Genomic DNA, 13,573 nt, shown 5'->3' on the forward strand with positions numbered 1-13,573 from the left:
GTCGTCCCGATTCCTCCTAGGCTACGAATGCCCAGCTTCTGGGCGTACGCCGACAAGGGAGGATCAGCGGTGCGAATCAGGAGATCAGGGTCCACGATCGTGGCGATGGCCGTGGCGACAGTTGTCGTCGTCGCGGGGGGAGCGTTCGCCGGCAGCACCGCGAGCGCCGCCGAGCCCTCCCCGTTCACCGTCGTGGACGGTGCGATCCGTACGGCGACCGGCACCCCGGTGCCCGCCTCCGGCACGCACGCCTCGCTCTGGGGCAACTCCAGCTACGCCAGCACCAGCGTCAGCGGCTCCGGTCGAGTGTTGATCGGGGCCATCGGGGACAACTGCCAGGGCTGGCCCACCGTCCAGGTGACTGTCGACGGTGTCAACGTCGGCCAGACCACGATCGTCAGCGCGACCAGTTACGGCACCTATCCGGTCGGCGCGGCGGTCGGCGCCGGCCAGCACACGGTGCGGATCCAGCTCGTCAACGACTTCCGGGCCGACTCCTGCGACCGCAACGTCCACATCGCGTCCGCGCGGATGGAGACCGCGAGCGCCATCGACCCGAAGTTCAGCTTCGCCGTCCTGCCGGACACCCAGCAGGAGGTGCTCAACAGCTCGGACGCCCGGTTCCTCAACCGCACGAACTGGCTGGTGCAGAACCGGTCCGCGCTGGACCTGCGCTTCGTGACCTCCTCCGGAGACGTGGTCAACTGGGACACCCCGGACCACGCGCAGTACGTCATCGCCCGTAACGCGATGCGGCCGATCGAGAACGCCGCCATCCCGTACGCGTTGGCTCTCGGCAACCACGACACCCAGGCCACCGGCGTCGGCGGTTCCGCCCGCGACCCCGCCCGCACCCGCGAACTCATCCGCGACACCAGCGTGTTCAACCAGTACTTCACAGTCAGCCAGTACCGCGCGGTCCGGGGGCAGTTCGAGGCCGGCAAGGTCGACAACTCGTACTCGACCTTCACTGCCGGTGGCGTGCAGTGGATGGTGCTGACCCTGGAACTCTGGCCCCGGGTCGCGGCCGTGAACTGGGCCAGGAGCGTCGTCGCCGCCAACCCCCGGCACAACGTCATCGTCGTCACCCACGACTACATCGACGGCAACGGCGCCATCGAGCAGAGCGCCGGGTACGGCGCGACGAGCCCGCAGTACCTCTTCGACAATCTGGTCAAGCAGTACGCCAACATCCGGTTCGTCTTCTCCGGTCACACGGGCATCGCCGCCAACCGGGTCGACACCGGGGTCAACGGAAACAAGATCTACTCGTTCCTCCAGACGTTCCACTCCAACAGCACCAACCCGGTACGCCTGGTCGAGGTCGACACCGCCGCCAACTCGCTGCGGACCTGGATCTACGCGCCGTACACGAACCGGTCGTTCACCGAGTACGACAGGTCGTTCACGGGTATCGGCGTGGTCCGCTGAGGCGTAGCCCCTGAAGTCGATCATCGGGGCGACCGGTCAGCGACTGGTCGCCCCGCGGTCGGGCTCGCCGGTCTGCTCCCACAGCGACTTCATCTCGTCGAAGGCCTGCTCCATCAGCTGCACCATCGCCCGCCGGGCACGTTCCCCGTCGCGCCGCTGGATCGCCTGGGCGACGTCGGCGTGCATCTGGAGGGCCTGCTCGTGCGGGTGGTGCGGCATGAGGTGGTGCTTGTGCCGGCCGGTGAGCACCTCCGCGACCAGTTCCTGGAGCCGGACGAACATCTCGTTGCCGGAGGCGAGCAGGACGCGCCGGTGAAACTCGATGTCGAGGTGCAGGAAGCGCTCCTCGTCGCCGGCCTCGCCGGCGGCCCACATCTTCGCGGCCAGCCCGACGAGGTCGCTCGCCTCGTCACGGCCGATCCGGCTGGCGGCCAGGTAGGCCGCGTGCGGCTCGACTGCGGTGCGCAGCTCGGTGATCGAGCGGAGCTGGGCCATCCGGCCGGCCGAGGCGAGACGCCAACGGATCACCTGCGGGTCGAAGACGTTCCAGGCGCTCGCCGGTCGGATCATCACACCTACCCGTCGGCGCGCCTCGATGAATCCCATCGAGGCCAGCACCCGTAGCACCTCGCGGACCACCGAGCGGGACACGGCGTACCGGTCGACCAGCTCGTCGATGTTGAGGACCGATCCGGGTGCCAGCTCGCCGCCGCAGATGGCGGTGCCGAGGTGTTCGAGGACGCGCGCGTGCAGCCCGGACTCGGCGGGGCGGGCCGGAGCGGCTGCAACCTCTGGTGAGGACGGTTCCACTCAAAGATCATATCATTTGCATCTACCTCTTGAGGTAATCAGCTTTTTCGGCCTAGCATCCGGATGTTAAGCGGATGTAACGCCGAGGTAGCGGCTCCCACCGGGGCGGCGGCCACGACAGAAGGAGAGACAAGCGTGCGACGTCGATCGATAATCGGCACTTCTCTGGCTGTGGTCGCCGCCATGGGCCTGACCGCCTGCGGCGGCGACGACGGCGGCGAGGGTTCGAAGACCGTTCGCGTGACACTGGTCAACCACGTGTGGACAGAGAACATCAAGAAGGTCCTGCCGGAGTTCGAGAAGCAGTCCGGCCTGAAGGTCGAAGTCACCCAGCTCGGTGAGGACCAGCTCTCCGACCAGTACAACGTCAAGCTGAACGCCGGGTCCGACGACCTCGACGTGATGATGTACCGGCCCCTCCAGGAGGGGAAGCTGTTCGGCAAGAACAAGTACCTCGCCGACCTGAGCGAGAAGGTCAAGTCCGACAGCGCCTTCGAGTTCGGTGACTTCCAGGCCGGGCCGGTACAGGCGACGACCTATGAGGACAAGGTCGTCGGGCTGCCGATCATCACCGAGCAGGAGGTCCTCTACTACCGCAAGGACCTGCTGACGAAGTCCGGCTTCACCGCGCCGCCCAAGACCCTCGACGAGCTCAAGGCGCAGGCCGCGAAGATCGAGGCCGACAACCCGGGCGTCGCCGGCTTCGTCGCTCGTACCGGCAAGGCCGCCGCGGTCACGCAGTTCTCCAGCTTCCTCTTCAGCTTCGGCGGCGACTTCGTGGACGCCAGCGGGAAGGCCACTGTCAACACCGAGCAGGCCAAGCAGGCGTACGCCTACTACGGCGGTCTGCTCAAGGACCACGGCCCGGAGAACATCAGCACCGACATGAGCTGGTCCGAAGCGATGGCGATCTTCACGCAGGGCAAGGCCGCCTTCTACACCGAGGCCAACTCGCTCTACAAGAACGCCACCGACCCGACCAAGTCCAAGGTCGTCGACTCCGTCGGCTTCGCCGCCTTCCCGGCCGGCCCCGCCGGATCGAAGCCGTACAACATCCCGTCCTGGGCGCTCGGCGTGAACGACAGCTCGGAGAACAAGGACAACGCCTGGAAGTTCATCCAGTGGGCCGCCGGCAAGGAGCAGGCGCTGGCGCAGCAGACCGCCGGCGTACCCGGTGCCCGCGCCTCGGTCTGGGCGAACCCGGCGGGTACCGCCTCCTACCCGAAGGACCTCGCCGAGGCCAACACGGTCAGCACCGCCAACGGGGTCGGGCACGACCGCCCGCTGGTGGTCAAGGTGGCCCAGGCGCGGGAGATCGTCGGCCAGCCGATCGTCGACGCGATCACCGGCAAGGACGCCGCCAGTTCCGCGGACGCGGCGAACGCGGCGTTCCAGAAGTTCCTCGACGACGAGGCGAAGTAACCGACGAGCAGGGCGGCGGGGCCGACCGGCTCCGCCGCCTCGCCGGGACCTGACCCCTCCAACCCGGAGATCTCAATGTCAGCCGTTCTCACCCCCCGTACCGATTCGCCCGAGGCCCCCGCGGCGTCAGTGGACACGACGTCGGCCTGGTCGCGTTGGGCCAACGAACACCGAAAGTGGCTCTTCGCGGCGCCCGCCATGGCGTTCGTCGCCGTGCTGATCATCTTTCCGGTGGCGTGGACCGGGTACCTGAGCCTGACCGACGCCGAGGGTTCGGTACGCGCCGAGTCCGAGTTCATCGGCTTCCAGAACTACCTCGACGTGCTCACCGACACCGACCGGTTCTGGCCGGCGGTCTGGCGTACGGTCCTCTTCACCGGCGTCGTGCTGTTCTTCGAGGTCATTCTCGGCATGGCGATCGCCCTGCTGCTGTGGCGGCCCTTCCGCGGTGAGAAGTGGGTCCGGGTCGCGATCCTCCTGCCGCTGGTGGCCACTCCGGTGGCGGTCGGCATGATGTGGCGCCTGATCTTCGACCCCAACATCGGGATGGCGAACCAACTGCTCGGCTGGATCGGCGTCGGCCCCCAACCCTGGCTGGCTGGGCAGCACTCGGCCCTGCCGACGACGATGTTCATCGACATCTGGCAGTGGACGCCGATGGTCGTGCTGATCCTGCTCGCCGGGCTCACCTCGCTCTCCGACGAGCCCCAGGAGGCGGCCCGGATCGACGGCGCCAGCAGTTGGCAGCGGTTCCGGCACGTGACGCTCCCGCTGCTGATGCCCACGGTGATCGTCGCCATCCTGCTGCGCGGTATCGACGCGCTGAAGACGTTCGACATCCTCTACGCCACCAAGGGACGCGGCGGCGGTTCCTTCCACGAGGTCGAGACCCTCAACGTGTACGCGTACGGCCTCAGCTTCGACTACAACGACTACGGCGTCTCGTCGACGGTCCTCATCATCTTCTTCCTGATCATCATCGGGGTGATGTGGGCCCTCACCTATCGCAAGAAGGGGCTGGGCCGATGAAGCCGAGCAAGCCGTACCGGGTGTTCCGCAACTCGGCTCTCGTCGTCGTGGTGTTCGCGCTGATGGCGCCCCTGCTGTGGATGATCGCCGCGTCGTTCAAGACCAACGTGGACATCTACGACACGGCCAAGGCGTTCGTCTTCTCGCCCAGCCTGAAGAACTACGAGACAGTTCTCCAGCAGGCGAACTACCTCGAGTTCATCGGCAACAGCCTCTGGGTGGCGTTCGCGGCCACCACGCTCTCGCTCCTGCTCGGGGTGCCCGCCGCGTACTCGATGAGCCGGTTCAGCATGAAGAAGTCCGCGCTCGTCGTGCTCATGGCCCGGGTCATCCCCGGCGTCTCGCTCCTGGTGCCCTGGTACTACGTCTTCTCGAACCTGAAGATGGTCGGCGGCTTCACGGTGCTGATCCTGAGCCACATGTTCGTGTCGCTGCCGCTGATCGTCTACATCATGATGGGTTACTTCGACGGCCTGCCGACCGAGTTGGAAGAGGCCGCGCTGGTCGACGGGCTGACCCACATCGGCGCGTTCCGGCGGATCACCCTGCCGCTGTCGGTGCCCGGCGTCGCGACCGCCGGCATCCTCTCCTTCATCTTCTCCTGGAACAACTTCATGTTCGCCCTGGTGCTCTCCGGCTCCGACACCAAGACGCTCCCGGTCGCGATCTTCGACTTCGTCGGCTACGCCAGCATCGACTGGGGTGGCCTGATGGCCGCCGCGACAGTGGTCACCCTGCCGATCATGCTGATCGCCCTGTTCGTGCAGAAGTACGTCGTCTCCGGCCTCACCGCCGGTGCCACGAAGGGCTGACCGGGACATGACGACGATCGCGAAGGTGGAGACGTTCCTGGTCGCGCCCCGCTGGCTGTTCGTCCGGATCGAGACGGAGTCCGGCATCGTCGGCTGGGGCGAGGCGACCTGCGAGGGCAGCTCCGAGACCGTGCGTACGGCCGTCCACCAACTCAGCGAGCTGCTCACGGGTCGGGACGCGCTGCGCATCGAGGACCACTGGCAGGTGCTGACCAAGGGCTCCTTCTACCGGGGCGGCCCGATCCTGGCCAGCGCGGTGTCCGGTCTGGACCAGGCGCTGTGGGACATCGCCGGCAAGCACTACGGCGCTCCCGTGCACCAGCTCCTCGGTGGGCCGGTCCGGGACCGGATCCGGGTCTACGGCTGGATCGGTGGTGACGAGCCCGCCGAGATCCGCGACCAGATCAGCGCCCGGATCGAGGCGGGCCTGACCGCTGTGAAGATGAACGCGTCCGGGCGGATGGGCGCGCTCGCCTCGGTCGCCGACCTCGACGCTGTGGTGCAGCGGGTGGCCGTCGCCCGCGAGGTCCTCGGCGACGAGCGCGACGTCGCTGTCGACTTCCACGGTCGGTTCACCCTCGCCAACGTCCGGAGGGTCGCCCCGCTGCTGGAGCCGTACCGGCCGTTCTTCCTGGAAGAACCGGTGGTGCCGGAGAACTCGCACCTGATCGGTGAGGTCGTCCGCTGCACCACCACCCCCGTCTCGACGGGGGAGCGGCTCTACAGCCGGCAGGAGTTCCTGCCCGTGTTGCAGGCCGGCATCGCCGTGGCCCAGCCGGATCTCGCGCATGCCGGCGGCATCACCGAGGTTCGCAAGATCGCCACGTTGGCCGAGGTGTACGACGTGCAGCTCGCCCCGCACTGCCCGCTCGGGCCGATCGCCCTCGCCGCCTGCCTCCAGGTCGGCTTCGCCACACCCAACTTCCTGATCCAGGAGCAGAGCATCGGCATCCACTACAACCAGGGCGCCGAGGTGCTCGACTACTGCCTCGACCAGACCCCGCTGACCTTCGTCGACGGGTACGTGCAGCGGTTGACAGCGCCCGGTCTCGGCATCGAGATCGACGAACACGCCGTGCGGACCGCCGACAAGCGCGGGCACGCCTGGCGCAGCCCGACCTGGCGGCACCCCGACGGCTCCTACGCGGAGTGGTGAGACCCCGACCGCGAGAACGAAAGGCACCCCGTGAAGATCGTCGCAGCAGACATCATCGTGACCAGCCCCGACCGGAACTTCGTCACCCTCAAGATCACCACTGATGAGGGCATCACCGGTCTGGGCGACGCCACGCTCAACGGCCGCGAGCTCTCCGTCGCCTCGTACCTGCGCGACCACGTCGCCCCGCTGCTGATGGGACGGGACCCGCACCGGATCGAGGACACCTGGCAGTTCCTGTACCGGTCGGCGTACTGGCGGCGCGGCCCGGTCACCATGGCGGCCATCGCCGCGGTGGACGTCGCGCTCTGGGATATCAAGGCGAAGGCTGCCGGCATGCCGCTGTACCAACTGCTGGGCGGCGCGTCGCGCACCGGCATCATGGCGTACGGGCACGCGTCCGGGCGGGACATCCCCGAGCTGTTCGACTCGATCCGCCGCCACCTCGACGAGGGCTTCCGGTCGATCCGGGTGCAGACCGCGGTGCCAGGGATCAACGCCGTCTACGGCGTGGCCGCGCAGCCCAGCGCCACCGGCCAGCGTTACGACTACGAGCCCGCGCAGCGCACCCCGCTGCCCGCCGAGGAGGACTGGGACACCCGCGCGTACCTGCGCCACCTGCCGTCGGTCTTCGAGGCGGTGCGCGGTGAGTTCGGCCCGGAGTTGCCGCTGCTGCACGACGGTCACCACCGGATGACCCCCATCCAGGCCGCCAAGCTCGGCAAGGCCCTCGAACCGTACGACCTGTTCTGGCTGGAGGACTGCACCCCGGCCGAGAACCAGGAGGCGCTGCGGCTGGTCCGCCAGCACACCACCACCCCGCTGGCCATCGGTGAGGTCTTCAACACCGTCTGGGACTACCAGACCCTGATCCGGGAGCAGCTGATCGACTACGTCCGGTCCGCTGTCACCCACACCGGCGGCATCACCGCCATGCGTAAGCTGCTCGACTTCGCCGCCCAGTACCAGATCAAGTCCGGCATCCACGGCCCCACCGACATCTCCCCGGTGGGCATGGCCGCGGCGCTGCACCTGGACCTGGCCATCCACAACTTCGGGATCCAGGAGTACATGAAGCACACCCCGCTGGCCAACGAGGTGTTCCGGCAGTCGTTCACCTTCACCGACGGCTACCTGCACCCGGGCGACCAACCGGGGCTGGGGGTGGAGCTCGACGAGGAGGCGGCGGCGCGATTCCCGTACGAGCCGGCGTACCTGCCGTTCAACCGGCTCAAGGACGGCACGGTTCATGACTGGTGAGCGGCGTGGCGCCCGGCCCACCCGGCACGTAGTGGTGATGGGCGTCTCCGGGGCCGGCAAGACCACTGTGGCGCGCGGGATCGGCGCGGCGGCCGGGCTGACGTTCGCCGAGGCCGACGAGTTCCACTCCCCGCAGAACGTGGCGCGGATGCGCTCCGGCGTACCGCTGGACGACACCACCCGGTGGCCGTGGCTGCGGGACATCGCCGGGTGGATCGCCGATCGCGGCGCGGAGGGCCGCTCGACGGTGCTGGCCTGCTCGGCGTTGAAGCGGTCGTACCGGGACGTGCTCCGTCAGGGCCCGCTGCGTGTGGACTTCGTGCACCTGGACGGGCCGGCGGAGATCATCCGAGCCCGGTTGGCCCGCCGCGAGGGGCACTACATGCCGGCCAGTCTGTTGGGGTCGCAGCTCGCCACGCTGGAACCGGCCGAGCCGGACGAGTCGGTGCTCGTACTCGATGTCTCGCTGCCCCCGGAAGCCCTGGTCGCGGCGGCCGTCATGGGTCTTGGTCTGCCCGCTGCGATGCCGGTGGGGGAGCACCGGGACCGCGCGTCCGATCCCACCCCGGGGGCATGTTAGGTTAGCCTGCCCTAATCGTAGTGGAGTCCGTCGCCGTGCCCTCATCGATCCGAGCATGACAGTCGCCGAGACCACCGGTGGCGTGGTGCTCCGTCGCGCGCTGCGTCGACAGCGCGCCCGGGTGGCCGCCGGCATCGCGCTGCTCTGCACCCACCAGGCCACCGAAGCCCTCGTCCCGGTGGCCATCGGCGTGGTCATCGACCGCGCGGTGGCCACCGGGGACGTACGCGCCCTGCTGCTCTCGCTGGCCGGCCTGGCCGCCCTGTTCACAGTGCTCGCCTTCGCCTACCGGTCCGGCGCACGACTGGCGTTCGCCGCCGTCGAACACGAGGCGCACGCCACCCGGGTCGAGATCGTCCGCAGCGCCCTCGACCCGCGCGGACGCCGGTCGGGCATGCGCGACGGCGAACTGCTGTCCGTGACGGCCTCCGACGCCGAGCTGTCCGCGCTCGTCGTGCGGGTCGCGGGACTCACCGCCGCGGCGCTCACCGCCATCGTGGTCGCGGCCGTCGCGCTGCTCGTCGTCGACATTCCTCTCGGCCTCGGGGTGCTCATCGGCGTACCCCTGCTGGTCGTCGCCCTCCAGCGGATGGCGCCGCTGCTCACCCGGCGCAGCACGTCGCAGCAGGAGGCGCTCGCCGCCACGACTGCCCTCGCCGTCGACCTCGTCAGCGGCCTGCGCGTGCTGCGCGGCATCGGCGCACAGGACCACGCCGCCCGCCGGTACGCGGGAGCCAGCCGGCACGCGCTCGACGTCACACTGCGCGCCGCCACCACAAAGGGTCTGCACCTCGGGCTCACCACCACTGTCAACGGCCTCTTCCTCGCGACGGTCGCCGGAGTCGCCGGTTGGCTCGCGCTTCAGGGCCGGCTCACCATCGGCGAGCTCGTCGCCGTGGTCGGGCTGGCCCAGTTCATCGCCGAGCCGGTGCAGACGCTCGGGTACTGCGTCCAGTTGTTCGCCATGGCCCGAGCCTCAGCGGGGCGGGTCGCCCGGGTCCTCGGCGCCGCGCCGGTCGTCCAGCCGGGTGACGCAGGCCCGCCCGCCCCGAGCCCGTCCCGGCTCACCCTCGACGGGGTCTCGTACGCGGGCCTCGACGACGTCAGCCTGCGCGTCGGCGCCGGTGAGATCCTGGGCGTGCTCGCCTACGACCCGAGCGAGGCCGAGGCGCTGGTCGCGCTGCTGGCCGGTCGGGTGCCCCGCGCGGACCACCGGGGTACGGTCCGGGTCGACGGTGTGCCCGCCGACGAGCTGCACATCGACGTCGCGCGCGCCGTGGTCCTGGTCGAGCAGCATGACGTGGCGCTGTTCGAGGGGACGCTGCGCGCCAACCTCAGCGCCGGCGCCTCCGTCGACGACGAGGTGCTGCGCGCCGCCGTGCGGGCCGCCGCAGCCGAGGACGTGCTTGCCGCCCACCCGCACGGGTTCGACCGTCTGCTCACCGAACGCGGGGCGAACCTCTCCGGTGGGCAGCGGCAGCGGATCGGGCTGGCTAGGGCGCTCGTCGCCGACCCGCCCGTGCTGGTGCTGCACAACCCCACCACGGCTGTCGACGCGGTGACCGAGGGGTTGCTCGCCACCAGGCTGGCCGAGGCTCGCGGGGCGGGCACCCGCGGCACTGTTGTGATCACCACCAGCCCGGCGCTGCTGCGGATCACCGACCGGGTCGCGGTGATCGACCGGGGACGGGTCGTCGCCGAGGGCCCGCACGAGCGGTTGCTCGCCAGCGACGCCCGCTACCGGGAGGAAACCCTGCGATGACGTCCGAGCCGATCACCCGGCACCTGCTGCCAACGGCCACCGGCCGGCAGACCTGGGTCGCCCTCCGAACCGAGCTGGCGCTCCTGCCGGGGCTCAGCGCCGTCGCCGGCACGTTGCTGATCGCCGCCGCCGCGACCGGGCTGGTCGCCCCCTGGGTCCTCGGCGGCCTCGTCGACGACGTCATCGCCGGGACCGACACGGCTCGGGTGATCGCCTGGGCCGGCGTGATCGCTGGCGCCGCCGTGCTCGCGGGGCTCCTCACCGCGGTCGGAGCGGCCGTCGCCGCGCGACTCGGCGAGACAGTGCTGGCCCGACTCCGGGAGCGGGTCCTCGACCGGGCCCTGCACCTGCCCTCGGCGACCCTGGAGCGGGCCGGGACCGGGGACCTGGTGGCCCGCGCCGGCGACGACGTGGCAGTGGTGACGAATGTGATCGCCACCAGCGGTCCCGCCTTCCTCGGCGCGCTGCTGTCCGTCGTGCTGACCGCGGCGGGCCTGTTCGCCCTCGACTGGCGGCTCGGCATCGCCGGGTTGGTCGCGGCCCCGGCGTACGCGGTGGCGCTGCGCTGGTACCTCAAGCGGTCGGTGCCGTACTACGCCCGCGAGCGGGTGGCGACGGGCGAGCGCGCGCAGGCGACGGCCGAGGCGCTGCGGGGCGCGGCGACAGTGCGCGCCTACCGGATGGAGGACGCCCACGTCGCGCGGATCGCGGAGCGCTCCGGCGTCGCCCGCGACCTGTCGCTGGAGATCTTCGGTCTCTACACCCGCTTCGGCCTGCGCATCAACCGCTCCGAATTCGTGGGGCTCGCCGCCGTCCTGCTCGCCGGCTTCCTGCTGGTCCGCGGTGACCTGGCCACCGTCGGCGCCGCCACCACTGCCGCCCTCTACTTCCACCGCCTCTTCAACCCCATCGGGCTGCTGCTGTTCGAGTCGGACTCGGTGTTGCAGGCCGGGGCCAGCCTGGCCCGACTCGTCGGGGTCACCACACTCCCGGACACCGCGACCCCCGCCGGCGCCGAGCCCACCCGCCACGATCGGGGCGTACCGGCGGCACTGGAGGTGACCGTCGGACAGCACCGCTACGACGACGGGCCGGTGGTGCTGCGGGACATCGGCCTGCGTCTCGCCCCCGGGGAGCGCGTCGCCCTGGTCGGCGCGAGCGGCGCGGGCAAGAGCACCCTCGCCGGCATCATCGCCGGCATCATCGCGCCCACCGACGGCGCGGTGACCCTGCGCGGCGTGCCGCTGACACAGCTCGACGAACACCGCCTACGTCGCGAGATCGCCCTGATCAGCCAGGAGGTGCACGTCTTCGCCGGGCCGCTCGCCGACGACCTGCGCCTCGCCGACCCGGACGCCACCGACGCCGAGATCGCCGCCGCCCTCGACCTCGTCGGCGCCACCGAGTGGGTGCGGACCCTGCCCGACGGCCTCGCCACAGCGGTGGGGGAGGGTGGGCGGCAGCTCACCTCGGCCCAGGCCCAACAGCTCGCGCTGGCCCGCCTCGTCCTCGCCGATCCGGCCGTCGCTGTCCTCGACGAGGCCACCGCCGAGGCGGGCAGCGTCGGCGCACGCGACCTCGACCGCGCCGCCGTGGCGGCCACCGAGGGCCGTACCACGCTGATCGTCGCCCACCGACTCAGCCAGGCGGCCACCGCGGACCGCATCGTCGTCCTCGACCAGGGGCGCGTCGCCGAGCACGGCACGCACGCCGAACTGCTCAGGGCCGGGGGCGGGTATAGCAAGCTGTGGCGCTCGTGGAGCATGCCCGACCTCGTGGTCCCGCGAGAACGCGAGAGCGCGGACCAGCCCGTCCCGAGCTGAGCGGCAGCGGTTCCGGTCACCTCGGACCTCCGCGAGATCAGTCGAACGTGGGAACCTCGGGAACTTTTCCGGACCGGCCGGCGACCACCAGAGTGCGCGGCCGACCGGCGGCGTTCCGACGACGGCATCTCGGCATGAAGGAGCGCCCGTGGCACACAGGACGGTGGTCTGTGCGGAACGGCGTCGCTGACGACGACCAGGTGACCCGGTGGGCGCGGGAGGCGGGCCGGGGTGACCGGCAGGCCGCCACGGCGTTCGTCCGGGCACTACAGGACCAGGTCTGGCGGTTCCTGTCGCACCTGGCCGGGCCGGGAGAGGCCGACGACCTGACCCAGGAGACGTTCCTACGGGCGATTCGCAACCTGCCCGGCTTCGCCGGCCGGTCGTCGGCCCGTACCTGGGTGTTCACCATCGCCCGACGCGTCGCCGTGGATCACGTCCGGACGGCGGTGGCCCGGCCGAGGCTGGCGTCGGTGCCGGACTGGCAGGCGGCGGCCGAGGCCGCCGGTGCGATCACCGCCGGTGCCGACGAGGGCGTGACCCTGCACCAGTTGATCGCCGGGCTGACCCCGGAGCGCCGCGAGGCGTTCGTCGCCACCCAGGTGCTCGGCCTGTCCTACGCCGAGGCGGCGGACGTCTGCCAGTGCCCCGTCGGCACGATCCGTTCCCGGGTCGCCCGGGCGCGCGAGGATCTCGTCGCCGCCTGGCAGGCCGACAGCGACCCGAGCCGCGGGCGACGAACCGGCTGAGGGTGGAGGTCGACCCGGCCATGCCGCCGAACGGACCGGACGGGCCGGTGGCCGCCCTCGAACGGCGCCTGGCGTCGCCATCAACGCCGACGGGGTGGCGCTCATCCACGAGCTGCTCCGACACGCCACCTGACCCGAGGACTGCGAGCGGCACCCCCGCTTGGTCAACGGGATGGACGGGGCGTACCGGGATTCCTATGATCACGCCGGTGAACACCGAACCTCTCCACGTCGCCGGCGTAGCTGGCCCGATCGTCATCAACACCAAGGCAGTCTTTGGCCACCCCGCCGTCACCGTCGGCGGAGTGCCGGCCCCCAGGACGGGCAGACGTTACGCGTTGCCGACTGTGGACGGTGGTGTCGTTCAAGCCACGGTCCGCAACGTTCTCGCCGACCCTTACCCGACAGTGGAGGTCAACGGTGTCAAGCACCGGACCGGGCCCTCCATGCCGATCTTCCTGCGCATCCTGGTTATGCTGCCGATCCTGCTGTTCACCGTCGGCGGCATCCTGGGCGCGCTGGTCGGGGCGTTGGGCGTCTGGGGGAACCTGACAGTTGCCCACACCCGGATGACGACCGCCGTCAAGGCGCTCGCCATGGTCGGTATCGGTATCGGCACCGTCATCGTCTGGCTCGCCGTCGCCGTCGCGTTGAACGCAGCGCTCAGCTAGACCGCCGGGCACCTCACCCCTTCCATACGTCAGCACCACCGGTCGACGACCGGTGGTGCTGACGTGGT

Annotated in this window: 12 protein-coding genes; 11 read left to right on the forward strand and 1 reads right to left on the reverse strand. The window is 70.2% G+C overall.

What is annotated here, in order from left to right; translation table 11 throughout:
• Positions 1–27: 27 nt before the first annotated feature.
• On the forward strand, positions 28–1,431 hold the full coding sequence (locus OG598_RS06890; RefSeq protein ID WP_328653589.1) for a carbohydrate-binding domain-containing protein: 1,404 nt from the start codon (positions 28–30) through the stop codon (positions 1,429–1,431).
• Between the two features lie 36 nt (positions 1,432–1,467).
• Here OG598_RS06890 and OG598_RS06895 read toward each other — a convergent pair whose 3' ends face one another.
• Positions 1,468–2,241 (reverse strand): FadR/GntR family transcriptional regulator, encoded by a 774-nt coding sequence (locus tag OG598_RS06895; protein WP_328653590.1) that lies wholly within the window; start codon positions 2,239–2,241, stop codon positions 1,468–1,470.
• A gap of 135 nt (positions 2,242–2,376) precedes the next feature.
• On the opposite strand from OG598_RS06895, the gene OG598_RS06900 reads away from it, so the two are divergent.
• The 10 genes from OG598_RS06900 to OG598_RS06945 all read left to right on the forward strand — a co-directional run bounded on the left by OG598_RS06900 (position 2,377) and on the right by OG598_RS06945 (position 13,505).
• Positions 2,377–3,663 (forward strand): ABC transporter substrate-binding protein, encoded by a 1,287-nt coding sequence (locus tag OG598_RS06900; protein ID WP_328653591.1) that lies wholly within the window; start codon positions 2,377–2,379, stop codon positions 3,661–3,663.
• 75 nt (positions 3,664–3,738) lie between these two features.
• The gene (locus OG598_RS06905; RefSeq protein WP_328653592.1) at positions 3,739–4,692 is read left to right on the forward strand and encodes a carbohydrate ABC transporter permease; all 954 of its coding nucleotides are present in this window, start codon (positions 3,739–3,741) and stop codon (positions 4,690–4,692) included.
• Positions 4,689–5,504: a carbohydrate ABC transporter permease gene (locus OG598_RS06910; protein ID WP_238683956.1), complete on the forward strand. Its 816-nt coding sequence runs from the start codon at positions 4,689–4,691 to the stop codon at positions 5,502–5,504. The genes OG598_RS06905 and OG598_RS06910 overlap by 4 nt, the downstream gene beginning before the upstream one ends.
• Before the next feature lie 7 nt (positions 5,505–5,511).
• Positions 5,512–6,660, forward strand: a complete 1,149-nt coding sequence (gene dgoD / locus OG598_RS06915; RefSeq protein WP_328653593.1) for a galactonate dehydratase — start codon at positions 5,512–5,514, stop codon at positions 6,658–6,660.
• A gap of 30 nt (positions 6,661–6,690) precedes the next feature.
• Complete coding sequence (gene manD / locus OG598_RS06920) at positions 6,691–7,920, forward strand: D-mannonate dehydratase ManD (RefSeq protein ID WP_145795781.1); 1,230 nt, start codon at positions 6,691–6,693, stop codon at positions 7,918–7,920.
• On the forward strand, positions 7,910–8,500 hold the full coding sequence (locus tag OG598_RS06925) for a gluconokinase (protein ID WP_328653594.1): 591 nt from the start codon (positions 7,910–7,912) through the stop codon (positions 8,498–8,500). The genes manD and OG598_RS06925 overlap by 11 nt, the downstream gene beginning before the upstream one ends.
• A 55-nt stretch (positions 8,501–8,555) precedes the next feature.
• On the forward strand, positions 8,556–10,262 hold the full coding sequence (locus OG598_RS06930; RefSeq protein WP_328653595.1) for an ABC transporter ATP-binding protein: 1,707 nt from the start codon (positions 8,556–8,558) through the stop codon (positions 10,260–10,262).
• Positions 10,259–12,085 carry an ABC transporter ATP-binding protein gene (locus OG598_RS06935; protein WP_328653596.1) on the forward strand — a complete coding sequence of 609 codons (1,827 nt, stop codon included), beginning with the start codon at positions 10,259–10,261 and terminating at the stop codon, positions 12,083–12,085. The genes OG598_RS06930 and OG598_RS06935 overlap by 4 nt, the downstream gene beginning before the upstream one ends.
• Before the next feature lie 170 nt (positions 12,086–12,255).
• Entirely contained in the window at positions 12,256–12,834 is a 579-nt protein-coding gene (locus OG598_RS06940) for a sigma-70 family RNA polymerase sigma factor (protein WP_328653597.1), read from the forward strand.
• Positions 12,835–13,043: 209 nt separating this feature from the next.
• Positions 13,044–13,505, forward strand: coding sequence for a hypothetical protein (locus OG598_RS06945; RefSeq protein ID WP_328653598.1), 462 nt, complete (start codon positions 13,044–13,046; stop codon positions 13,503–13,505).
• Positions 13,506–13,573: the final 68 nt, after the last annotated feature.

This window comes from Micromonospora sp. NBC_00330 (assembly GCF_036136635.1).
Classification (GTDB): Bacteria; Actinomycetota; Actinomycetes; order Mycobacteriales; family Micromonosporaceae; genus Micromonospora; species Micromonospora salmantinae.